The organism is Rhodococcus sp. OS5 (assembly GCF_056837585.1).
In genome coordinates, this window is the sequence record NZ_CM166368.1 from 363,077 (window position 1) to 384,331 (window position 21,255).

The window sequence follows — 21,255 nt, forward strand, 5'->3', positions numbered from 1 at the left end:
ATCGAGTGTCACGCGGTGACGCCGATGCCCGCGGCCTGCTTCGCGACGTCGGTGTCAGCGAAAGCGAGGAATGCGTCGTTCTCGTGTGGATCGCCGATGGTCATCCGGACGCCCTCGACGCCGTACTGGCGGATCAGAATGCCCGCTTCGGTACTCGCCTCGGCAAAAGCGGGAGAGAGTTCTCCGAGGGGGAGATAGACGAAGTTCGCCGACGACTCGGGGACGGTGTACCCGGCTTCGATCAGAGCGGTTCGAACTCGCGTCCGCTCGGCGATGACACCTTCGGTGCGGGCAAGCAGTTCGTCTGCTGCAGCCAGGGAAGCGATTGCTGCGGCCTGCGCGACAGCGCTCACGGTGAACGGGGTGTGCACCTTGCCGAGGGCCACGATGATCTCCGGATCCGCGACCGCGTAACCCACGCGGATTCCCGCGAGGCCGTACGCCTTCGAGAAGGTGCGCAGAACAACCACGTTGGGGCGACTGCGGAACAGCTCGATGCCGTCGGCGTCCGAGCGTGAGTACTCGAAGTACGCCTCGTCGAGTGCGACGACGACGTGCGCCGGCACAGCGTCGAGGAAGCTCTCGAGCTCTGCCTTCGACAGTGCATTGCCGGTCGGGTTGTTGGGGTTGCACACGAAGATCAACCGCGTGCGGTCGGTGATCGCGGCCAGCATCGCATCGAGGTCGTGGCCGAAGTCCTCGGTGAGCGGAACCTTGACCGAGACGGCGTGGCCGACCTGAGTGACCACGGGGTAGGCCTCGAACGAACGCCACGCGTAGATGACCTCGTCACCCTGATCGCACGTGATCTGCACGAGTTCCTGGCACAGCGTCACGGAGCCGCAACCAGCGGCGACGTTGGCCGGCTCGACTTTCAAGAAGCTGGCCAGCGCCTCGATGAGTGCAACCGCGGCATTGTCCGGGTAGCGGTTGGCATTGGCGACCGCGTCGGCGACGGCGTCACGCACACCGGGCAACGGCCCTACTGTCGTTTCGTTGCTCGCCAGCTTGATCGCACCCGGAAAATTGCGTCCGGGAACGTAGGCGGGGATGGAGGCGAGGTCAGGGCGAATGTGTGCGGTCACGAGTCGATTATGCGCGCACTGATTTGGTGCGTAGCGGCCGTCTGCGTGTCAGAGTTAGAAGATGTCGGAAATCTTCCGAGCCACCGCGTATCTGCGCGGAGCCGAAGGGGAGGTCGCCACGGCTGTTCCGCTGACTGTGGTGGAGCCGGACGGCCCGACGCGGGGCGGGATCGTCGTCCTGCATGAAGCCCGGAAGTTCAGCCCGGCTCTGCTGAATCTGATGTGCGCGCTTGCCGGCGAAGGGTGGGTGAGCGTCGCACCTCACCTGTTTCACCGCGAACCCGAACACATGCAGGGTGAGGTGTTCGGTGACAACCTCTTCGCCGACTTCGACGCGACCCTCGATTGGCTCGTCGGACGCGAAGTTCTCGCAGACACCATCGGGGTGCTCGGATTCGACGACGCCGGTACCGCCGCGATGCTCGTGGCCACCAGCCGTCCCGTCGGCGCCGCGGTGAGCGTCGCCGCCCGGGGAATCGTCGAAGCCTTGTCGGTGGATGCTCAGGCGCTTGTCGACGCGGCCACTTCCCTGCAGGCGCCGTGGCTGGCGCTGTACGGCGAGGACGATCCCAGCACGCCTCGCGAACACGTGACTCTGCTCCGGGAAGCGACCGCGAAGGCCGACGTCGCGACACTGGTGGTCAGCTACGCCGGACTGGCTCACCGGGCGGACGAGCCGCCACAGCTGTCCGAGGACGCTGACCTCGACGACCCTGATTCGGCCTCGATCATCGAAGCTCAGACCCGGATCTTCGACTGGTTCGACAGCCACCTGCGGTAAGTCCACAAAACAGCCCGCTGACCACACGTTTTGCCTTTGGTGGCGAAGGGTGTGTAATCTTTCGATCCGGCGGTCCGAAAGGATCGGAACCCCCAGGGAGGCGTGCCAGAGCGGCCGAATGGGACTCACTGCTAATGAGTTGTCCCTTTTACGAGGGACCGGAGGTTCAAATCCTCTCGCCTCCGCCAAGCCGGTGATTTTGACCGGCGGGTTAGAAATGATAGAAATTACGACGGTAAGACACGCAAGACCAGCAAGACAACAGAACATGCGCCCGTAGCTCAACGGATAGAGCACTTGACTACGGATCAAGAGGTTAGGGGTTCGAATCCCTTCGGGCGCACAAGAAAGAAGGTCACAGACTTCAGGTCTGTGACCTTCTTTTTGTTGTGGTGCATACGCAATTCTTGAATGTGTGTGAGGTCACCTCGGCGATTTCGGGCGGTGATCCTCGCGATCGTGGGAACCGACAACCGATCCCCGCGACCTATGCTTTCTGCGGAGCAGCCACGCGAACCGAGGAGAACCCGTTGGAGACCGTCGACAGTCGGACGCTCCCGGTCTACTCGGCCGGGGCGGTCGAGGTGCCCTTTGTCATCGCGGGCATGGACGAGCTTGTCTCCCGCGAGACCCGGTGGGAGGCGCACTCGCACCCGACCCACGAATTGTTGTGGAACGAGCGAGGAGCGTCGAGCGCCACGGTGGGATCGCGCACGTGGACGATCACCCCGACCGTCGGTCTGTGGATGCCCGCCGGCGTCCTGCACTCGGCGATCGCGCCCGCCGGAACCTGGTATCGGGCCGCTCAGCTCGACATCGCGTCGGTTCCTTCTCTGTCCGACGTGCCGGTGGCGATCGAGGTCACTCCGCTGCTGCGGAACCTCCTCGAGCGACTGGCAGACGATTCACTCGGAGCTCCTTCGCGCTCGCTCACGGAGCAGATGGTGATCGACGTGCTGGCACCGTCGCCGAACGAGTTGCTGGTGCTGGTGCCGGACTCGCCACTTCTGCAACCCATCGTCGATGCGATCGGTGACGATCCGAGTGACATGCGAACGCTGTCCGACTGGGCAAGGTTCCTCGGCGTCAGCCCGCGAACTATCACCCGGGTATTTCGGTCGGAGACCGGGATGAGTTTCGGGCAGTGGGTGTCAGCGGTGCGCGCCCAACGGGCGGTGACGCTTCTTGCGCACGGCTTGGATCTACAAGAGGTTGCCGAGCGAGTGGGATACCACTCGACCAGTGCGTTCGGTGCGGCATTCCGCCGCACTACAGGTGCTACACCAGGGATGTTCCGGGCTAGCTGATCGGCCATCGCACCTTGTCTCGATCGCTACACGGAGTGTCCCAAACACGCGATTGCGCCACAATGCCCTCCCGTATACGGTTTAGGCAAACCTCACCTAAGTGCCTTATCGAGCCGGGTTGAGGGCCGTACCCCTTCTCGAGAGAGTTCTGTTTCATGCGTTCAAAACGCTTCTTGGCGGTGGCCGCAGCAGCGGTCGCAGTCGCCCTCGGCATGACAGCTTGCAGTTCCGACTCCTCGGAGACCGCCGACGGCGGCAGCGCCGGAAGCGGATCCAGCTCCTTCCCCGTCACGATCGAGCACGCTTTCGGAACTACGACGATCGACGCCAAGCCGGAGCGAGTTGCCACCGTCGCCTGGGCCAATCATGAAGTGCCCCTTGCTCTCGGCGTGGTTCCCGTCGGAATGGCTGCGGCGACGTTCGGCGACGACAATGGCAACGGCATGCTGCCGTGGGTCGAGGAAAAGCTCGACGAACTCGGCGCGAAGCCGCCGGTGCTCTTCGACGAGACCGACGGCATCGACTTCGAAGCCGTCTCCGATACGAACCCTGACGTCATTCTTGCCGCGTACTCCGGGTTGACGCAGGAGGATTACGACACCCTCAGCGAGATTGCTCCGGTCGTGGCATACCCCGAGGGGCCGTGGGCGACGTCGTGGCGCGACGTCATCAAGTTCAACAGCATGGGCTTGGGTATGGAATCCGAAGGGCAGGAACTGATCTCCACCATCGAAAAGGAGATCGCCGACGAGGTTGCCTCGCATCCGCAGCTTGCCGGCAAGGCAACCATGTTCCTGACGCACGTCGACACCGCTGATCTGAGCCAGGTCAGCTTCTACACGGCGAACGACACGCGCGCCGCGTTCTTCGAGGACCTCGGACTTTCGACGCCGAAGAGCGTTGCCGACGCCTCGACGGGTGGTGAGTTCTCGAAGAAGGTCAGTGCGGAGCGTGTGGACGTCTTCGACGACGTCGAACTGATCGTCACCTACGGTGACCAGGCACTTGTCGACGCACTCAAGGCTGACCCGCTGCTCTCGCAGATGCCTGCCGTCGCCAACAACGCGATCGTGTTCCTCAATGGAACCGGGCCGATGGGAACGGCGGCCAACCCGACTCCACTCGCAATTTCGTGGGTACTCGGCGACTACGTCGATCTGCTCGCCGGGGCCGCTGGAAAGTCGGAGTGACTGTAACCTCGCAGGATTCGACGTCGGGCGCTCGCGATACGCGGCGCCCGACGTTCGGCAATTCGCTGTGGTTGATCGCCCTTCTCGTTGTCCTCGCGGTGCTCATGTGCGCTTCGATCGTCATCGGCTCTCGTGAGGTCGACTGGTCCGATATTGTTGCCGCACTAGGCGGTTCAACGGACAACATCGGTCAGGGTGCGATTGCCAAGCGCATTCCGCGGACGGTGCTCGCGATAATCGTGGGAGCTGCGCTCGGTCTTGCCGGCGCTGTGATGCAGGGGATTACCCGAAACCCTTTGGCGGATCCCGGAATCCTGGGCGTCAACATGGGCGCTTCGCTCGCCGTGGTGATCGGAATGGCGTGGTTCGGATTGTGGACCCAGACCAGCATGATCTGGGTGGCCGTACTCGGTGCAGCCGGGGCGGCATTGTTCGTCTACGTAGTCGGGTCACTCGGGCGAGGTGGAGCCACGCCACTCAAGTTGGCTCTTGCCGGGGCCGCAACATCGGCTGCGTTTGCTTCGTTCATCACTGCGATCATGCTGCCCCGAAACGATATTGCGGGCAACATTCGTTCGTGGCAGATCGGCGGCGTCGGTGGCGCGAGCTTCGAGGTAATCCGGCAGGGTCTGCCATTTCTCGTTGTCGGCTTCGCGATCTGCCTGCTGTCGGCCCGCAGTCTCAACTCTCTCGCGCTCGGTGACGAGGTCGCATCGGGCCTCGGTGAGCGTGTCGCGGTGGTTCGTGCAGTGGCAGCGCTCGGTGCAGTGCTGCTCTGCGGTGCGGCCACTGCCATCGCGGGACCGATCGGCTTCGTCGGTTTGGTCGTCCCGCACCTGTGCCGGTTGTTGATCGGTATCGACAACCGTTGGCTGCTACCGTTTTCTGCGCTGACAGGTGCCGCCCTTCTGGTCGCCGCCGACATTCTCGGACGAATTGTCGCGCGGCCGAGCGAAATCGACGTCGGCATCATCACCGCGCTCATCGGAGCGCCCTTCTTCATCTACATCGTCCGCCGTCAGAAAATACGTGAGCTGTGACCACTACATTCGTTACTCCCGAAGTCGAGGTCGACGCAGTCGGAGCAAGCCGTATCCGACGAGGTAGACGCCGCCGCATCGTGATTGCCGTGCTGATGGTCCTCGTCGTCGCCTCTTTCGCGGTCACTCTGATGGTGGGAAAAACCTTCTACCCGCCGTCAGATGTGCTTCGCGTCGTGCTGGGGGAGAACGTGCCTGGTGCCTCGTTCACCGTCGGTCGCCTCCGTCTGCCTCGCGCTGTCCTCGCTGTGGTCGCCGGAACCTGTTTCGGCTTGGGCGGCATCACGTTCCAGACGATGCTGCGCAATCCGCTCGCGAGCCCCGACATCATCGGAATCAGCTCCGGTGCAAGCGCTGCAGCAGCTTTCGCGATCATCTCGCTTTCACTGGGCGGTTCACAGGTATCGGTTTTTGCTATCGCTGTCGGTCTGGGCGTCGCAGTCTTGATCTACGTTCTGTCTTTCCGGGACGGTGTGGCGGGCACTCGGCTCATTCTGATCGGTATCGGCATCGCCGCGATGCTCGACAGCGTCACCGCCTACCTTCTCAGTACCGCCGCCGCGTGGGATCTGCAGGAGACGATGCGTTGGCTCACCGGCAGTCTCAACGGTGCCAACTGGGGTTCGACGGTTCCCGTACTCCTGGCGCTGGTCGTGCTCGGGCCGGTGCTGCTGAGCCAATCGCGCAACCTTTCGACCATCCAGCTCGGTGACGACGCAGCACAAGCGCTCGGCGTCAGAGTGGAACGAACGCGCATTCTGACGATCATTGCGGCCGTCGGACTCATCGCCTTTGCCACTGCCGCTGCTGGGCCCATCGCCTTCGTCGCATTTCTGTCAGGGCCCATCGCCGCCCGCATCGTCGGTCCGGGAACATCACTTTTGATTCCGTCGGCGCTGGTCGGAGCGCTGCTGGTGCTCGTTGCCGATTTCTGCGGACAGTACGCCTTCGGCACCCGCTACCCCGTTGGCGTGGTGACCGGCGCGCTGGGAGCGCCGTATCTCGTCTACCTCATCATTCGCTCCAACCGAACGGGAGGTTCGCTGTGACCGAATCCCATACTCTGACTGTCGAAAACCTCGAACTCGGTTACGGAGGACGGACCGTCGTCGAATCGCTCGACCTCGCGGTGCCGCCGGGAAAGATCACGACCATCGTGGGCGCCAACGCGTGCGGCAAATCGACGCTGCTGCGGTCGATGTCGCGGCTACTCAGTCCCCGAAGTGGTCATGTTCTCCTGGACGGCAAGGATGTTCATCGCCTACCCGCGAAGAAGCTCGCTCGCACGCTCGGTCTGCTGCCGCAGTCACCGATCGCACCGGAAGGGATAGTTGTCGCCGATCTCGTCGGCCGAGGCCGACATCCACATCAGCGGGTGCTGTCGAGGTGGAGTCGCGAGGATGACGCCGCCGTCGCCGAGGCGCTTGCGGCAACGGACACAACCGAATTGGCCGAACGATCGGTGGACGAGCTTTCCGGCGGTCAGCGCCAACGTGTGTGGATTGCGATGGCGCTCGCCCAACAAACCGATCTGCTTCTTCTCGACGAGCCGACTACCTTCTTGGACGTGAGCCACCAGGTTGAGGTCTTGGACCTGCTCACCGACCTGAACCGGACTTGGGGTACAACGATTGTCATGGTTCTGCACGATCTCAATCTCGCCGCCCGCTACGCCGACTTCCTCGTCGCCATGGCCGATCGCCGGGTCTACGCGGCGGGTGATCCTGCCGGGGTGCTCACCAGTGACAACGTCCGCACCGTTTTCGGTCTCGAGAGCCGAATCATCCCCGACCCCATCTCGGGTAAGCCGTTGGTGTTGCCGCTCGGGCGCCACCACGTCCTCGACGACGTGTTGACGTGACGGCGTCGAACGCCCCGGGCGGGCGGATCGAATCCGTGGAACAACTCAATGCGATTCTCGGACAGCCCCATCCGACGATCATGGAGAAGCAGACCGCTCACACGACTCCGTTGATCCGTGAATTCATCGAGCAGGCAAGGTTTTTTGTGCTTGCGACATCCGATGCGGCTGGAAATTGCGACTGCTCGCCGCGCGGCGACTTGGTCAGTCAGGTTCTGTTTCCTGACGAGAAGACGCTCGTGCTCCCGGATCGTCCGGGCAACCGGCGCGCCGACTCGTACCGGAACATGATCGAAAATCCTCACGTGGGGATCCTCTTTCTCGCGCCCGGGCACGACGAGATCGTGCGCGTCAACGGCACGGCGACTCTGTCCACCGATCCTGATCTGCTGGACTCGATGGCGATGAACGGCAAGCCTGCACAGCTTGCGGTGATCGTGCAGATCGACGAGGCGTATCTGCATTGCGCGAGAGCGATTCTGCGGGCGAAGCTGTGGGATCCGTCGACGTGGCCCGCATCCGATGGCGTACCGAGTCTGCGCGACATGATGGCCGAGCAGCACAGCCTGCTGGTCGAGGATCTGGAGCCGGCTCGGCAGGAGGCGTACCGCAAGTACCTGTACTGAGCGCAGATCCGTCACCTATGTCCGATAATGATCCGTGCCTTCAATTGCCTCCTCGCTGTTCTGGATTGCGCTGATCGCGGCCATTGCGCCGATAGTCGCGGGCCTGATCCCGCGTCGACTGGTTCCCGAAGTGGTGTTGCTACTGGTCGCGGGCGCAGTGGTCGGGCCGTTCGCCCTCAACATCGCAGCTGACAGCGAAGCGATCGGCATCCTGCGCGAACTCGGCCTCGGCATGCTGTTCCTGCTCGCCGGCTACGAGATCGACCGACAGGAACTCAGTGGGCGCGGCGGACGTCGAGCGCTCTACACGTGGCTGTTCTGCCTCGCGCTGGCGTTCACGGTGGTCGCGCTGCTTGGCATGAGGAACGTGATCTCCGCCGAAGCCGCTGTTGCCATCGCGATGACGTCGACCGCTCTGGGCACGCTGCTGCCGATCCTCAAGGACAACAAACTCCTCGACACACGCTTGGGTAAGACCGTCCTCAACCACGGGGCCGTCGGCGAGCTCGGGCCGGTCGTCGCGATGGCGGTGCTGCTGAGTGCCCGTGGTGCCGTACTGTCGCTGATCGTTCTTGCCGTCTTCGCCTTGATCGCTGTCATCGTTGCGGTGCTGCCCGGCAAGCTGATTCACGAAGGCTCGTGGACACATCGCCTGGTGCGGGCAGGGGCGGACACGACGGCGCAGACGACGGTCCGCCTCACCGTTCTGTTGTTGGTCAGCCTCGGAGTGCTGTCGGCCGTGTTCTCACTCGACGTCATTCTCGGTGCATTTGCGGCCGGCTTCATCCTGCGGCGATTGATGCCAGAGGGCGACGAGCGCCTCGAGATCAAGCTCGACGGGATCGCCTTCGGGTTCCTCATCCCGATTTTCTTCATCACTTCAGGCATGGCGATCGACGTCTCGGCGGTCGCCGCCAGTCCCGGCATACTGATTGCGTTTTTGATCCTGATCGTTGTAGTCCGCGGCGTGCCGGTGTTCTTCGTGACCAAGTTCGAGAAGGTCGAACCACCCTTCACCACGCGCGAAAGTGCGCAAGTCGCGTTGTACGGGGCTACCGGCCTGCCCATGATCGTGGCGGTCACGGGCGCGGCCGTCGACGCGCATCAGATGTCCTCGGACAACGCGTCGATTCTTGTCGCGGCCGGGGCGATCACGGTTCTGCTGTTGCCGATGATTGCCACTCTGTTGACGAAGAAAGAGAAAGTGTCCTGATTCAGAGATCCAACTGCTCGTCGAGCCAGTCGAACATCCGCTGATCAGTCAGACGCCTCGCCATGGGCTGGCAGTGGAAGTTCGTGCCTTCAGTTGGTGCATTGGGACGACGATCTTTTTCCAGAAGAAATTTTTCGAGAAGGAATAGGGAGAGCAGTCGGCTGTTATCGGATCGGCGGCGCAGGTAACGGGAGATGTCTGCATTGCGATGTTTCGAAATGTGTGGAAAAACAATGCCCTACCGGTTCGAACGCATCGACGTTTTGGACGCAGAATTCAGATCGTTGCCGCGTGGGGCCTATGCAGCATTGGGCTTATCGTGGGATGCAGCTCACCCACTGCGATACCCGAGTCTGCGGACAAAAGCTACCTGCGTGAGGTTTATGTCGCTGAGGTACCTTTCGCCAGCGAGGAAGTCGCGATCAATGTTGGGAAAGGTATGTGCGAGCTGATCGAACGAGCGGTCTCGGGTGGCCAGACAATTGCAGATGCGCTGACCATATTGCAGCAGCAGTCCGATCGCGCCGGGGTCTACAGTTCCGCCCAGAACACAGTAATAATCAAAGCCGCAGCGAAGTCGTACTGTCCTGAATACGGCGACACCAAGGTGCAGGTGGTTGAATCCACGCCTCGGGCGACGACCGCAACCATGACACCCGAAGACACCTTGAGCAGGATGATCAAACAGTTCGACCAAGATGCCTTGCCGTACGAAAGTGTTCAGTGGCTGCAGGAACGGGCCAACGAGGTGTGCGCGGACTGGGATGAGTTGGGTGGTGACCGCGGCTTCGAATATGCAGTTCTAGGTCAGACGTTGAATTTTCGTCCCGTTGACTTCGAAAAGGCCGCCTTAGCGGTCACCCACCTGACGCAGTACGGCTGCCCGCAGTGGTACAAGTACATTCGCTGAAGCTTTGATTCAGGCTCCCCGTTACCGCAGCTTTGTCCTACACGATGGACCTGATTCGCGGTTCGGTTTCGAAGTGGCTAATTTGCACAGTGTTTTGTGCTCAAAGTGGATGTCACGTCGGAATAGATTGCATTTGGCAGTGTTTCGAGTTATCCGATCCTTCTCCGGCCGACGCCTCCGAAAGAGTGGTTGACGAAGAATGAGAAAGTGTCCTGATTCAGAGATCCAACTGCTCGTCGAGCCAGTCGAACATCCGCTGATCAGTCAGACGCCTCGCCATGGGCTGGCAGTGGAAGTTCGCGCCCTCGGCAGCGGTAAAGGGAACCAGCGTCGTCGGTCCGCCGGATAGAGCGGCAAGCCGCTTGGATTGACCGGGCCAGAATTGCTCGCCTTCCGGATCGGTGATGAGCAGGGGAGTGGAGATCGAGCCGGCGACGTGTTCGAGGTGGTACTTCCGAACCTCGGCGAGAGTGTTGTAGTAGCCGTCGGCGAGGTACGGACGCGCTCGGAAACGCCAGATTCGGGCGCTGTCCTTCGAGAATTTCATCCCCATCGCCATGTCGCGGTCGAAGGCCTCCGACTTCCCCTCGTCGAGTAGCTTCTGCATGTTCTTGGGGATGTGGGCGAGCCACGACGCGGCCACGTCCACGACCCCCGGATCGGCGATCGCTGCCGCGATCCGATGCTCGAACGCCAACGACTGGGGCACCCAGTACCCGCCCTGACTGATCCCGTACATCGCCAGCTTCGACGCATCGACGTCCGGCCGGTCCACGAGATAGTCGACGACGGGCGTGATGACGGCTTCCCAGTCGTGACGGAACGGGATGTTGCGCTCGAAGAGCATCGACTGCTGACCGGGACCGTCGAACATCAACACGTTGTAGCCCCGCTCGAGCGCCCCGGCACCGCCGCTGCCCCACAGCCCGCTGATCGGGCCGTCGCTACCGTTCACCATGATCAAAGTCGGCCGTCGCACGTCGCCGGGCGGCCGGAAGAAGTACCCGGGAAGGTAGGTGTCCTCGTAAGGGATCCGGACGCGTTCGACGGGCTGGGCGGTGGTGTCGACGAAGCGGTCCCACGCCTGTCGGTGACGTTTGAAAGTGGGGACCAGAACCGAATCGTCGCTGAGACCGTCGACGGCGTTGATCGCCACACCGAAGTACGACGCCGCCCGCAGGTACGCGTTGGACGCGCTTCGCGAATGCCCGGCCTCGGCTGCCTCTACGGCCTGCCCGAATACCCGTGTACCGAGGTCGAGCCAGGCCTCGTACCAGCCTTCGAGGTCCTTCTCGCCGACGTGAGCGATGGCCGAGAGCACTTCGCCGGTGTCTGCCGCGCCGAAGGTGGCTTGCCCGAGAACGACTCGTAGCTCGAAGTCGAAGGATTCGTTGCGATAGAAACCAGCAGTGAACGCCTGGTGCGGATGGGCGAAGAACGACGACGCGAGAGACATGGGCACACCTTCGCTAGTTCGGGGCAGCCATTTTCAGTTGTAGTTCCAGGATCGCCCGAATCGCTTGCCGGAAAACCTGTCAGCGCGGCGACGCCGGGAGCCCGGTGGATGGCGGCCTCGACATCGCAAATGCCAGGGTGCACAACCACAACGACATTCCCAGCACCTGCGCACGTTGAGCGATACCCAGTCCGAGATTACCGCCGCCGGAGACTTCGATGCTGTTGGTCGTCAACATCCACACCGTCGCAAGGGAAGTCAGGATCAGAATGGTCAGACCCGTCGTCCGCAAAGAAGGGTGCTCGCGATACCTGAACGCTCCCACGGTGAATGCGATCATCGCGGTGAAGATCGCGAAGACCGCCACGCTGCTCGTCAACGCGTGAACATGGTGGAGCTGCGGAAGTAGACCGTCGGGTGCGCTCGACGGGCAACCCTCGCCCGAGCATTCGAGGGGGAACGACGCGTCGGCGATGGTCGCGATGCCGAACACCGCCAGCGCAATCCAGCCCGTGACGTAGAGCCTTCGCCGGGGCGTGATCAGCAGACCCAGCGCTCCGGAGATCAACATCAAGACTGCGGACAGGACATCGGCGTTACCGAAGACATCGCGGTATTTCTGGTTCTCGGCATCGAGTTCGCTGAGGAACGATGTCACCGGGTCGAGGCCGGTGTCCAGGAAGAATTCGAGAATCCACGACGAGTAGACGATTCCGCCCAGAGCCAGCGCAGCCACCAAACCCCACCGCGCAACGTTGCGTTCCTTCACGGAATCGAGCTTACGGACCGAGCAGGGCTTTCTGGACGCGTTCGGCCGCTACCAGCGGATCTTCGTGCTCCCAGATGCGGATGACGGTCCAACCCTGCTCTGCCAGACGTGCATCGGTGTCGCGGTCTCGAACCACGTTGGCGGCCAACTTGTCCGTCCACCACTGCGCGTTGTTCTTGGGAAACGTCGCATGCTGCGGGCAGCTGTGCCAGAAGCATCCGTCCACGAACACCGCGACTTTGCGGCGTGGAAATACCAGATCGGCCCGTCGGCGAACACCTTTGATCGGCGCCCGATCCACGAAGTACCGGAGTCCGCGCCGATGAAGCTCGCGTCGAAGTGCGATTTCGGGTTTGGTGTCGCGCCGACGCTGAGCGCTCATCCGAGCGCTGGTGGCAGGATCCGTCGCAGGCACCGTGGTTCTCTCAGCCGTCGGAATCGTCGCTGTCTTCGGGATCGGACCAGGTAGGCGCAAACCTGTTGCGACGCTCCACTTCACCGTGCACGACGGTCACGAAGTCGGTGAACGAGAGCGTCTGAGCTTCGGTGGGGCGTCCGTTGCGCGGCGGCGGCTCGTCGACGTCGAAGAACCGAACTGCGCCATCGGGTTCGTAGAGTCCGATGTAGACCTTCTCGAAGAGGTCGTAGCGGGTGTCCTCGGCGCCGAGATCCACCCAGGCCTTTCCCGGAACGCCGACCACCGCGCGCTTGCCTCGGCCCGAGCGCTTCGAGAGCGTCGTGACGTGGTGTGCAAAAGAGGATTTGCCGGTGTCGCTGGTCTTGGTCGGGTCGCCGTCGTCGCACGTGGCGTACGGCTCGAACATGACGGCCACCAACACGCTGTACGGCTGCCGCTGATGCAGAACCATTGCCTCGCCACGCAATTCGTGGTCGTTGCGGACGATGTTCTTGGTCCAGCGGCCCAGCTTGCCGCTGCGGGGACTGTAGTCCTGGAAGTTGTACGTCTTGATGGAGACGCAGAGGATCAGGCCGAGGGTGGGGTCGAGTGCCTTGACGTCCAAGCGCTTTCGTCCCTTGGCGACATCGACCGTTGCCTCCTGGCCTTCGCCGGATGCCGTCGGGGTGATGTTGGGATACAGCGGACGCAGAGCATCGGCCACCGTCTGTGCCAGTTGATTGGACAGTCGCTGCGCGTAGTTCTTCTTCTCGCCGCGATCGGCGTCGGCCGGGGGCTTGTCGCCCGCGAGTTGCAGTGCACTCCACAGTGGTTCGTGTTCCGGCTCGGAAAACAGCGTTTCAGGTTCGGGAAACAGTGAGTCCGTCATGCCGCGGCCTCGGGATATCCGCCCATCCGCTCGAGATGGCTTTCGACGTCCTCGATGAAACCGGGGATGAACCGAAGATTGCCCATGCGCGCGCGCTTGAGGAAGCCGGCGGTGGCCCGAGCCGACAGCAACCGCGTGTCTTCGAGGAAGCCGCTCAGATCCTCGTAGTCGTACTGGACCGGCCAGGTCGAGGTATGGACGCGGAAGGCCTGGCGGTGACGGCCCCAGGCCGCACTCGGCCAGGCGTCGCCCGGTTCGAGTGGCGTCTCGCCAGCGGCGTCGTATTCGATGGGATCGCTCAACCGGCCACCGACCCACGACGCCATCCGCACGCTCACGGCATTGCCGACGAGCTTCCAGCGATGGCTGTGGCGTAGGCCGGGAACCTCGACGGACGGCAGCGTCCAGTCGGGATCGAAACCCTGCAGTCGCTCGGCATCGACTAGACCGGGAGTGACGATCTCACCTGACGGCAACCGGACTGCCGGCTGACTGGGGATGCCGACGGACGAGCCGCCCTTGAGCGTCGGCACGGCATTGACGGCCCACCCGAGACCGCGAGTGCCTTCGGTCCAGTAGAAGCCGCAGGGGTAGTCCGCGGGATCGCCACCCAGGCGCTCGCCGGCGTCCTGGCCGAACAGGATTTCGCGGGGATCATCTGTGCGCGAGGCAAGCATGATGACTCGCTGGCGACGCTGGGGGAGTCCGAAGGCGCGGGCGTCGACCACCCGGTACGCCCAGGTGTATCCGAGGTCTTCGAGGGCGTCGGTGATGTGCCGCATGGCGGCGCCCTTGCCGAGCTGGAGCATGAACGGAACGTTCTCGATCAACAGCCAGCGCGGGCCCTTCTTACGCTTGACCAGACGGAACACCTCGTCCACCAGGCCTGAGCGTGCGCCGGTGATGCCTGCCGTTTTGCCGGCCTGAGAGAGGTCCTGGCAGGGGAAACCGGCGGCCACCAATTCGATGTCACTGGGCAGCGCGCGAAGTTTGGTGACGTCACCGTGCAACGGCACGTCGGCGAAACGCGAACGGAGAACTGCCTGCGCGCCCGGATCGATTTCACACAGCAGTTCGGTGTTCCACCCATGTTCCGAGAGCCCCAACTCGAGACCACCGATACCGGCAAACAAACCCACCATGCTCCGCGACGACGTCACAGCACCCTTCCTCACGAACCGACCTAGAAGCACGGTACTCGAGAACTCCGACACCGTTTGCCAACTATTCGGTCCGCGGCGTGCTCCTTACGGAAGAACCGTTGTGAAACGCCTTACATCGAGATCTTCGGGGCCGATCGAAGTCCCTAAAAGGTCCCTGATCGAAGCAATAACCCGAACCAGCGGTGCTCCGTGCCCGTTCGTCCATTACCGTGGTCGGGTGAGCATCCAACCTTCCGGTGACGCGTCCTGGCCCGCGGTATTAACCTGGCAGGCCCACAACGCTCCTCGTATGGAGTCTGTTCGTGTGCAGCTGAACGGAAATCGCATCAAGGCTTCCGGCCGGATCATCGGTGGAGCCTGCAGTGAGCACCCGGCATTCAGCGCGTCGTACGACCTGGTCACCGACGAGGCCGGCATCACCCGCCGGTTGTCCGTGCGGACCGCCCTGGCCGCCGGTGAGCGTCAGATGTCGATCAGCCGGGACGAAGAAGGCACCTGGATGGTCGAGAACGGCGCCAGTCACCAGCGCTCTGCGTTCGATGGCGCACTCGATGTCGACGTGATCCTCAGCCCGTTCTTCAACACGCTGCCCATCCGCCGCGTCGGCTTGCAGAACGACATCGAAGACGCCGAGGTCCCGGTCGTCTACGTCAATCTCCTCGACCTGCGCGTCGAGGGTGCGACCATCACCTACAGCTCCGGCGCCGACGGAATCAGTGTGCTGTCCCCGGTGTCCAGCTCGACGCTGTCCGTCGACACCGAAGGTTTTGTCCTCGACTACCCGGGTCTGGCAACTCGTATCTAGGTTGCGTAGTTCTAGGTTGCGGATCGCCGGATGACGCCGCCGCGTCGACCGGCGTCTCGCATCCGGTTGATCCAGTCGGGTTCTCCGGCCTGAACGTCTTCGATGTCCCACCGCTCGTGCGACTCGTAGGCGCCGCGCGCCGCGAACCCTGCGTCCACCAATCGTGCCGTCGAGCCGTTGTCGAGCAGATCGGTACGTGCACCCTGCAAAAGGTCGAGCGCCTCGTCCAGCGCGACCAGCAGGGCGTCGCGGTTGCCCTCGCACATCGCCCGCACCAGGCCAGGAGCGCTCCCGGCCACGCGAGTGCCGTCGCGAAATGATCCGGCAGCCAGCCCGAGAGCCAGTTCGCCTCCGGCAGCTCCGGTGATCGCAAGCGTTTCCGCGAGCAGGTGAGGCAGATGCGAGATTCGCGCGACTGCTCGATCGTGTTCCAGAGATTCGGCCGGCACGACGACCGAGCCGCAGTCGAGTGCAAGGTCGGCGACCTGCGACCACACATCTGCGTCGACGCCGCTGTCGGTGGCAACAACCCATACCGCGTCGACGAACAGATCGGCATCCCCGACCGCCCAACCCGAAGCTGACGTCCCCGCCATCGGATGACCGCCCACGAACTTGGCGCTCAAGCCCGCTCGTTCGACCGCGGCCTTCACTTCACCCTTGACGCTGACGACGTCCGTGATCGGATTGTCGGGCGCATGCGCGGCGATTGCCTCCAAGGTGGCGTCGACGGCAGGCATCGGCACGGCGATCACAATGATCGCGCCGCTTTCGTTTGCTCTCTGCAGCACTGAAACCAGATCGGTGTCGGCGTCGAAACCGTCGGCTCGGGCCGCGTCGGCGGACTCGCTGGAACGGTTGTAACCCCACGCCCGGCGGCCGGATCGGACGGCGGCGCGAAGTAGCGAACCGCCGATCAATCCGAGGCCGAGAACGCAGACTGGTGGGGCGGAATCGATCGCAGACACGAGTTCAGGTTGGCACATCGATGCTCGGACTTCACTCACTGGCACCAGGCGGGCTACCGTTGCGCCATGGGTGCACAGCGCGCGGGTAACAAGAGCGCCTCTTCGAACCAGTCGGAGGAGCTTGAAGGCTTCGGTGTCGCGGTGGTCCGTGAAGAGGGGCGTTGGACGGTCAAGGCACTGACGCCCGACGCGTTGACCTCGCTCTCGGCCGCCGAAACGCAGCTGCGTGAGCTGCGAAGTTCGGGTGCCGTCTTCGGTCTTCTCGACGTCGACGACGAGTTCTTCATCGTGTTGCGTCCGGCGCCGTCGGGCACGCAGTTGCTGATTTCCGACGCGACCGCCGCCATCGACTACGACATCGCAGCCGACGTCCTCGACGCCTTGCACATCGAGATCCCCGACATCGACCCGGACGACCTCGACGATGTCGAACCCTGGGAAGAGGGCGATCTGTCCGTGCTGGCCGATCTGGGCCTGCCGGAACCCGTGCTCGCCGTCATCGCGGCCGAGACCGATCTCTATCCGGACGAGCAGTTGGGGATGATCGCGCAGCGACTCGGGTTCGCATCCGAGTTCGGCGCAGCGCTCGACAAGCTCCCGCGCTAGATGACTCTCGCTGACGATCAGCGCATGATCCGTGCGGCCATCGTGGCCGCACGTTCCGCCTCCGACGCAGACGTCCCGGTCGGGGCAGTGGTGTTCGACGCAGACGGCGTCGAAGTTGCTCGGGCCTCCAATGCCAGGGAAGCGTCGTCCGATCCGACCGCGCACGCCGAAATCCTCGCGTTGCGTGCTGCCGCGAAAACCTACGGTGACGGCTGGCGCCTGGAAGGTGCGACGCTTGCCGTGACCCTCGAGCCATGCACGATGTGTGCGGGCGCTCTGGTCCTCGCCCGGGTTTCTCGGGTCGTTTTCGGGGCGTGGGAGCCGAAAACCGGAGCCGTCGGATCATTATGGGACGTAGTTCGAGATAAAAGATTGACCTATCGGCCGCAGGTGCGCGGCGGGGTCCTCGAGGACGAATGCGCTGGGCTTTTGGAAGATTTCTTCCGCGAGCAGCGGGCCTGAATTCGGTATTCCCCATCGAGAGTGATCGCACACTCGGGTAGCCGGATCCATCAATCGAGGGCATGGTGGAGGCAGATGCCGTCAGGGCATCGGCGGATCGTCGGAAGGCGATTCGTTCGCGTTCACAGAGGAGTACTCATGGGAATCGCAGACAAGGCTCAGAACAAGGCCGAAGACCTCGGGGGCAAGGCCAAGGAAGCTGCTGGCAGCGCTACCGGTGACCGGGACCTCGAAAACGAAGGCAAGGGCGACCAGGTGAAATCGGCCGTCAAGGATGCAGGCGAGAAGGTCAAGGACGCCGCGTCCAGCATCAAGGACAAGCTCACGTAATACCGCTCCACCTGGCGATTTCAGCCACGGGCACTCCATCCGGTAAAGTCACCAACGGTGGCGTGTCCGAGCGGCCTAAGGAGCACGCCTCGAAAGCGTGTGACGGGTAACCCCCGTCCGAGGGTTCAAATCCCTCCGCCACCGCCAAAGCTCCCCACCTGTTCACGCAGGTGGGGAGCTTTTTTGTGGATGGGTCCCGGATGCTGCCGACTGTCGGGGACGGACACGCTCCGACTGGACCATCGGACGACCGGCCAGGTCGAAGCCCGCGTCCATGCATGTCGAGGCTGAGAGGGTTCGACACACAGACCTGATCGGCCGCCGGGCGGATCCGTCGTCGTGAACCTATTCCGCAATCGAGAAACAATCGTTCGGATTGAGCAGAAATCCGTCATTCGGACGAGGACAGCGCTGGACTTCGGAGGAGACCGGAAGCCGCACTCAGTCTTATGGGGGAGGGGCCGTCCTCCGGTGGACATTCCCAGGTTGACGAAGTTCAGGAGCGGCGGGCGATCCACTCTGCAGCGGCGGCATCGATGTCCTGCTTCAGCTTCTCGAAGAACGAAGGTGGCGGGGTGGGGATCAAATCTGCTGCGGTAGTGAGGGATCGACTGAGGGCGATCCGACGCTCGCGTAACTCGTCGTCGGTCAGGAGCGTCAGGTCCGCCATCGCGAGCTCCCTCGATCGGTGTGATTCGTGTTTCGGGCAGACCGTGCGCATCGGGATCGATGCATGATTCGATGCGCACGGCCCAGGCATTCCAGGCTGGGGGCCGGAATGCACAGTCGACTTTACCAAATGATTACTAATGGCTGTAGATGTGGCTCGCCTTCGGTGGTCGTGGAGCACTTTCACAGGGTTCTCCCAGGTCGTAAGTCCTGACAACTGTTGAAGCTGCAACTATCGTCGAGCCCATGAAAAAGATCTGGTGGATCGGCGGAGCAGTAGCTGTGGTCGTACTCGCCCTGCTTGTGGGGCCGTGGGCGTACGGGAAATTCATCGCTGAAGACGATGCGCCGGCGGCCGTGGTATCCACTCAGGGCGCAGAAGCGGCGTCCGGATCGATCGACGGGCAGTGGACCGTCGTCGCCGGGCAGGGGGACAATCAGACGGCAGCGGGATACACCGTGCACGAGATTCTGAACGGATCGAGTGTGACCGTCGTCGGAACCACCGGCGAGGTGAGCGGAAACGCGGTTGTCGAGGGTGAAAAGCTCACTTCCGGCGAAGTAACGGTGCAGGTGGCAAGCATCAAGACCGACTCGGATCGGCGGGACGGCCAGTTCACGGGCAATGTGATGGATACCAGCACGTATCAGACGGCGACGTTCACGATCGACTCGCCGGTGGACTTGTCTGCTGTACCGACGGACGGAACAACGGCGACGGTCACGGTGTCAGGAACGCTGACGCTCAAGGGTCAGTCCAAGCCGGTGTCGGTCGACATGACCGTGCTGCATTCGGGTGATTCGCTGATCGCATCGGGCTCGATTCCGGTCACCTGGACCGATTTCGGAGTCGAGCCTCCGTCCCTCGGTTTCGTCACCGTCGACGGCAGCGGTTCGGTGGACTTCCTGGTCTCACTCGCCGCGAGCTGAATTACGTCCACCCGATTCGCACTGCTTCGGGGCGGGCAGGGAAGATTAAGGACATGACCTTCCTTTCTTTTTGTCCGTTCCGAAGGCAGTGTGCGATCTCTGCCCGGACGGAATGAACAGGTGATGCCCCGGTGGAGACCGTTCCGAACGGGCGAAGACCCCGATCCACGGTTCACGCTCGCCAATGAGCGGACATATCTGGCTTGGATCCGCACTGCAACGGCCTTCGTCGCGTCGGGCGTCGGACTCGAAGCGTTCGGCGGCGACATTCTCAATCCGACGGTTCGATCCGGCTTGGCCGCGTTGTTGCTCGTCGGCGGTGCTCTGATCGCCATCACTTCCTTTGTCCACTGGATCAGCGCCGAGCGTGCACTGCGAACTGAGCGCTCGTTGCCGGTGCCGCTCATGGCGCCGGTCGTCGGCATCGTGCTGGTGATCTGCGCGACCGTCCTGGTGGTCGAGGTCGTGAACTGATTGACCGCGCTGGAACCGTCGGAAGGTGTCAAGCCTCCGGACAAGGGCTTGCAGTCCGAGCGCACATCGCTCTCGTTCGTGCGTACGAGTCTGTCGATCCTCGGCTTGTCTGCCGCCTGTCTGAGATGGTTGCCGCCGTTCGGGTCGGTGGCCCTGATCGGCCCGTCCGTCGCTGCCGTGCTCGTCGTCGCGGTGACGGTCTACGAACGTCGGTCGCGGCCCAGGCGGTTGGCCCAGTTTTCGGCCGAAAAGGCAACGCCCGCTTTGGGTATGGGAGCAACTCTCGCGGTCGCTCTGCTCCTGCTCAGTGCGACGGGGCTGTGGATTCTGCTGAAGTGACCTCGGCTTTCGGCGCCCAGCCGGGCGGGCCGAACACGTAGCCGGCTCGCTGCCGCCACGATGTCGACGCCTTCCAATCGCGAGCAATGGCAGCATATTCGCGCGTTTGGAGCTTCCAGATGTTGTACGTTCCGACCGGCGTCGTGAGTCCGTAGGTGGGGCGGTGGGTTTCGGCTGCGAAGGTTCCGAACATCCGGTCCCAGATGATGAGGATTCCGGCGTAGTTGCGGTCGAGGTACTCGGCGTCGGAGCCGTGGTGGACGCGATGGTGTGACGGCGTGTTGAAGATGAATTCGATGGGCCGCCAGAGTTTTCCGACACGTTCGGTGTGGACGAAGAACTGGTAGACGAGGCTGACGGAGAAGCCGACGAACACCATCCACGGCGGGATCCCGAGGAACGGCAACGGCAACCACATGATGATCTCACCGCTGTTGTTCCACTTCTGTCGCAGTGCGGTGCTGAAATTGAAGTACTCGCTCGAATGGTGAGCCTGGTGTGTGGCCCAGATGACTCGAACTCGGTGTGCGATGCGGTGATACGCGTAATAGAGGACGTCGATTCCGAGCAGCAGGATCACCCAGGTGTACCAGGCAGTCGGCGAGAGGTGCCACGGAGCGAGATACACCCAGATTGCGGAATAGCCGATCAGCGCCAGCACTTTCCAGAAGGTGCTCGTTGCGATCGACACGAGTCCGAGTAGAACGCTGGTTCTGGCGTCGACGCTTCGGTAGCCGCCCTGTGCCGGCCGTGCGCGTCCGTCGGCGTCGTCGGGATGATCTTCGAGCGCACGGGCCGCGAACCATTCGATTGCGAGGAAGATGACAAACGCGGGGATTGCGAGCGTAACGGGATCATGGAGCGGTTCGAGCAGTGACTTCCATGATTCGAGAAGGGTTTCCCACACGCGATTTGTCCTGTTCTCTAGCTCTGATCGTTACATCATGCATCAAAATGTAACGTCAGGGAACCCTTTGCGGCGAAG

The 21,255-nt window shown here is 62.8% G+C and carries 25 protein-coding genes and 3 tRNA genes; 19 read left to right on the top strand and 9 right to left on the bottom strand.

All coding sequences use genetic code 11. The features are described from left to right. Positions 1-8: 8 nt before the first annotated feature. Positions 9-1,085 (bottom strand): histidinol-phosphate transaminase, encoded by a 1,077-nt coding sequence (gene hisC / locus ACVZUB_RS01705; protein ID WP_064073569.1) that lies wholly within the window; start codon positions 1,083-1,085, stop codon positions 9-11. Positions 1,086-1,146: 61 nt separating this feature from the next. Between hisC and ACVZUB_RS01710 the strand changes: the two genes are divergently transcribed. The 11 genes from ACVZUB_RS01710 to ACVZUB_RS01760 all read left to right on the top strand — a co-directional run bounded on the left by ACVZUB_RS01710 (position 1,147) and on the right by ACVZUB_RS01760 (position 10,013). Continuing rightward, the gene (locus ACVZUB_RS01710; protein ID WP_003943860.1) at positions 1,147-1,866 is read left to right on the top strand and encodes a dienelactone hydrolase family protein; all 720 of its coding nucleotides are present in this window, start codon (positions 1,147-1,149) and stop codon (positions 1,864-1,866) included. A 96-nt stretch (positions 1,867-1,962) separates the two neighbouring features. After that, a tRNA-Ser gene (locus ACVZUB_RS01715) sits at positions 1,963-2,054 on the top strand. 82 nt (positions 2,055-2,136) lie between these two features. After that, a tRNA-Arg gene (locus ACVZUB_RS01720) sits at positions 2,137-2,209 on the top strand. A gap of 46 nt (positions 2,210-2,255) precedes the next feature. After that, positions 2,256-3,173, top strand: a complete 918-nt coding sequence (locus ACVZUB_RS01725; protein WP_482628098.1) for a helix-turn-helix domain-containing protein — start codon at positions 2,256-2,258, stop codon at positions 3,171-3,173. 155 nt (positions 3,174-3,328) lie between these two features. Next, positions 3,329-4,363 carry an iron-siderophore ABC transporter substrate-binding protein gene (locus tag ACVZUB_RS01730; protein ID WP_064442985.1) on the top strand — a complete coding sequence of 345 codons (1,035 nt, stop codon included), beginning with the start codon at positions 3,329-3,331 and terminating at the stop codon, positions 4,361-4,363. Further along, positions 4,360-5,403 (top strand): FecCD family ABC transporter permease, encoded by a 1,044-nt coding sequence (locus ACVZUB_RS01735; protein ID WP_482628099.1) that lies wholly within the window; start codon positions 4,360-4,362, stop codon positions 5,401-5,403. Before ACVZUB_RS01730 ends, ACVZUB_RS01735 begins: the two co-directional genes overlap by 4 nt. After that, positions 5,400-6,452: a FecCD family ABC transporter permease gene (locus tag ACVZUB_RS01740; RefSeq protein ID WP_482628100.1), complete on the top strand. Its 1,053-nt coding sequence runs from the start codon at positions 5,400-5,402 to the stop codon at positions 6,450-6,452. The genes ACVZUB_RS01735 and ACVZUB_RS01740 overlap by 4 nt, the downstream gene beginning before the upstream one ends. Beyond that, entirely contained in the window at positions 6,449-7,264 is an 816-nt protein-coding gene (locus tag ACVZUB_RS01745; protein WP_482628101.1) for an ABC transporter ATP-binding protein, read from the top strand. Before ACVZUB_RS01740 ends, ACVZUB_RS01745 begins: the two co-directional genes overlap by 4 nt. Then, entirely contained in the window at positions 7,261-7,890 is a 630-nt protein-coding gene (locus tag ACVZUB_RS01750; RefSeq protein ID WP_482628102.1) for a pyridoxamine 5'-phosphate oxidase family protein, read from the top strand. Before ACVZUB_RS01745 ends, ACVZUB_RS01750 begins: the two co-directional genes overlap by 4 nt. 34 nt (positions 7,891-7,924) lie before the next feature. Continuing rightward, positions 7,925-9,103, top strand: coding sequence for a cation:proton antiporter (locus ACVZUB_RS01755; RefSeq protein ID WP_047271529.1), 1,179 nt, complete (start codon positions 7,925-7,927; stop codon positions 9,101-9,103). 208 nt (positions 9,104-9,311) lie between these two features. Then, positions 9,312-10,013, top strand: coding sequence for a DUF732 domain-containing protein (locus ACVZUB_RS01760; RefSeq protein WP_482628103.1), 702 nt, complete (start codon positions 9,312-9,314; stop codon positions 10,011-10,013). A 217-nt stretch (positions 10,014-10,230) separates the two neighbouring features. Here ACVZUB_RS01760 and ACVZUB_RS01765 read toward each other — a convergent pair whose 3' ends face one another. From ACVZUB_RS01765 to ACVZUB_RS01785, 5 genes are all read right to left on the bottom strand, one after another. Beyond that, positions 10,231-11,469, bottom strand: coding sequence for an alpha/beta hydrolase family protein (locus ACVZUB_RS01765; protein ID WP_482628104.1), 1,239 nt, complete (start codon positions 11,467-11,469; stop codon positions 10,231-10,233). Between the two features lie 79 nt (positions 11,470-11,548). Continuing rightward, positions 11,549-12,238, bottom strand: coding sequence for a DUF998 domain-containing protein (locus tag ACVZUB_RS01770; RefSeq protein WP_482628105.1), 690 nt, complete (start codon positions 12,236-12,238; stop codon positions 11,549-11,551). Between the two features lie 10 nt (positions 12,239-12,248). Further along, a complete protein-coding gene (locus tag ACVZUB_RS01775; protein WP_030535751.1) occupies positions 12,249-12,653 on the bottom strand; it encodes a very short patch repair endonuclease in 405 nt (134 codons plus the stop codon). Between the two features lie 10 nt (positions 12,654-12,663). Further along, complete coding sequence (locus tag ACVZUB_RS01780) at positions 12,664-13,524, bottom strand: hypothetical protein (RefSeq protein ID WP_054831521.1); 861 nt, start codon at positions 13,522-13,524, stop codon at positions 12,664-12,666. After that, the gene (locus ACVZUB_RS01785) at positions 13,521-14,666 is read right to left on the bottom strand and encodes a DNA cytosine methyltransferase (protein ID WP_234551208.1); all 1,146 of its coding nucleotides are present in this window, start codon (positions 14,664-14,666) and stop codon (positions 13,521-13,523) included. Before ACVZUB_RS01785 ends, ACVZUB_RS01780 begins: the two co-directional genes overlap by 4 nt. A 238-nt stretch (positions 14,667-14,904) precedes the next feature. Between ACVZUB_RS01785 and ACVZUB_RS01790 the strand changes: the two genes are divergently transcribed. Further along, positions 14,905-15,492, top strand: coding sequence for a putative glycolipid-binding domain-containing protein (locus ACVZUB_RS01790; protein ID WP_073512852.1), 588 nt, complete (start codon positions 14,905-14,907; stop codon positions 15,490-15,492). A gap of 11 nt (positions 15,493-15,503) precedes the next feature. Here ACVZUB_RS01790 and ACVZUB_RS01795 read toward each other — a convergent pair whose 3' ends face one another. Further along, positions 15,504-16,478 carry a prephenate dehydrogenase gene (locus ACVZUB_RS01795; protein ID WP_007731661.1) on the bottom strand — a complete coding sequence of 325 codons (975 nt, stop codon included), beginning with the start codon at positions 16,476-16,478 and terminating at the stop codon, positions 15,504-15,506. A gap of 48 nt (positions 16,479-16,526) precedes the next feature. Here ACVZUB_RS01795 and ACVZUB_RS01800 point away from each other — a divergent pair, with 48 nt between their 5' ends. The 4 genes from ACVZUB_RS01800 to ACVZUB_RS01815 all read left to right on the top strand — a co-directional run bounded on the left by ACVZUB_RS01800 (position 16,527) and on the right by ACVZUB_RS01815 (position 18,005). After that, a complete protein-coding gene (locus tag ACVZUB_RS01800) occupies positions 16,527-17,066 on the top strand; it encodes a tRNA adenosine deaminase-associated protein (RefSeq protein WP_003943823.1) in 540 nt (179 codons plus the stop codon). After that, positions 17,067-17,528, top strand: a complete 462-nt coding sequence (locus ACVZUB_RS01805) for a nucleoside deaminase (protein ID WP_003943976.1) — start codon at positions 17,067-17,069, stop codon at positions 17,526-17,528. It begins immediately after the preceding gene. 138 nt (positions 17,529-17,666) lie between these two features. After that, positions 17,667-17,858: a CsbD family protein gene (locus ACVZUB_RS01810; RefSeq protein WP_003943869.1), complete on the top strand. Its 192-nt coding sequence runs from the start codon at positions 17,667-17,669 to the stop codon at positions 17,856-17,858. A gap of 56 nt (positions 17,859-17,914) precedes the next feature. Next, positions 17,915-18,005, top strand: a tRNA-Ser gene (locus ACVZUB_RS01815). Positions 18,006-18,354: 349 nt separating this feature from the next. Here ACVZUB_RS01815 and ACVZUB_RS01820 read toward each other — a convergent pair. After that, on the bottom strand, positions 18,355-18,528 hold the full coding sequence (locus tag ACVZUB_RS01820; RefSeq protein WP_003943953.1) for a hypothetical protein: 174 nt from the start codon (positions 18,526-18,528) through the stop codon (positions 18,355-18,357). Between the two features lie 245 nt (positions 18,529-18,773). Between ACVZUB_RS01820 and ACVZUB_RS01825 the strand changes: the two genes are divergently transcribed. The 3 genes from ACVZUB_RS01825 (at position 18,774) to ACVZUB_RS01835 (ending at position 20,270) form a co-directional block, all read left to right on the top strand. Beyond that, positions 18,774-19,457 carry a YceI family protein gene (locus tag ACVZUB_RS01825; protein WP_482628106.1) on the top strand — a complete coding sequence of 228 codons (684 nt, stop codon included), beginning with the start codon at positions 18,774-18,776 and terminating at the stop codon, positions 19,455-19,457. 123 nt (positions 19,458-19,580) lie between these two features. Next, a complete protein-coding gene (locus tag ACVZUB_RS01830) occupies positions 19,581-19,931 on the top strand; it encodes a YidH family protein (protein WP_003943804.1) in 351 nt (116 codons plus the stop codon). Continuing rightward, on the top strand, positions 19,932-20,270 hold the full coding sequence (locus ACVZUB_RS01835) for a DUF202 domain-containing protein (RefSeq protein ID WP_003943794.1): 339 nt from the start codon (positions 19,932-19,934) through the stop codon (positions 20,268-20,270). Here ACVZUB_RS01835 and ACVZUB_RS01840 read toward each other — a convergent pair. Further along, positions 20,236-21,177 (bottom strand): sterol desaturase family protein, encoded by a 942-nt coding sequence (locus ACVZUB_RS01840; protein WP_003943902.1) that lies wholly within the window; start codon positions 21,175-21,177, stop codon positions 20,236-20,238. The genes ACVZUB_RS01835 and ACVZUB_RS01840 overlap by 35 nt on opposite strands. Positions 21,178-21,255: the final 78 nt, after the last annotated feature.

Bases quoted from the DNA above. Each gene is read 5' to 3' on its own strand.
- ACVZUB_RS01710 (WP_003943860.1), top strand. From the start codon at position 1,147: ATGTCGGAAATCTTCCGAGCCACCGCGTATCTGCGCGGAGCCGAAGGG.
- ACVZUB_RS01730 (WP_064442985.1), top strand. From the start codon at position 3,329: ATGCGTTCAAAACGCTTCTTGGCGGTGGCCGCAGCAGCGGTCGCAGTC.
- ACVZUB_RS01760 (WP_482628103.1), top strand. From the start codon at position 9,312: ATGTTTCGAAATGTGTGGAAAAACAATGCCCTACCGGTTCGAACGCAT.
- ACVZUB_RS01765 (WP_482628104.1), bottom strand. From the start codon at position 11,469: ATGTCTCTCGCGTCGTCGTTCTTCGCCCATCCGCACCAGGCGTTCACT.
- ACVZUB_RS01780 (WP_054831521.1), bottom strand. From the start codon at position 13,524: ATGACGGACTCACTGTTTCCCGAACCTGAAACGCTGTTTTCCGAGCCG.
- ACVZUB_RS01785 (WP_234551208.1), bottom strand. From the start codon at position 14,666: ATGGTGGGTTTGTTTGCCGGTATCGGTGGTCTCGAGTTGGGGCTCTCG.
- ACVZUB_RS01795 (WP_007731661.1), bottom strand. From the start codon at position 16,478: ATGTGCCAACCTGAACTCGTGTCTGCGATCGATTCCGCCCCACCAGTC.
- ACVZUB_RS01800 (WP_003943823.1), top strand. From the start codon at position 16,527: ATGGGTGCACAGCGCGCGGGTAACAAGAGCGCCTCTTCGAACCAGTCG.
- ACVZUB_RS01805 (WP_003943976.1), top strand. From the start codon at position 17,067: ATGACTCTCGCTGACGATCAGCGCATGATCCGTGCGGCCATCGTGGCC.
- ACVZUB_RS01810 (WP_003943869.1), top strand. From the start codon at position 17,667: ATGGGAATCGCAGACAAGGCTCAGAACAAGGCCGAAGACCTCGGGGGC.
- ACVZUB_RS01820 (WP_003943953.1), bottom strand. From the start codon at position 18,528: ATGGCGGACCTGACGCTCCTGACCGACGACGAGTTACGCGAGCGTCGG.
- ACVZUB_RS01825 (WP_482628106.1), top strand. From the start codon at position 18,774: ATGAAAAAGATCTGGTGGATCGGCGGAGCAGTAGCTGTGGTCGTACTC.
- ACVZUB_RS01830 (WP_003943804.1), top strand. From the start codon at position 19,581: ATGCCCCGGTGGAGACCGTTCCGAACGGGCGAAGACCCCGATCCACGG.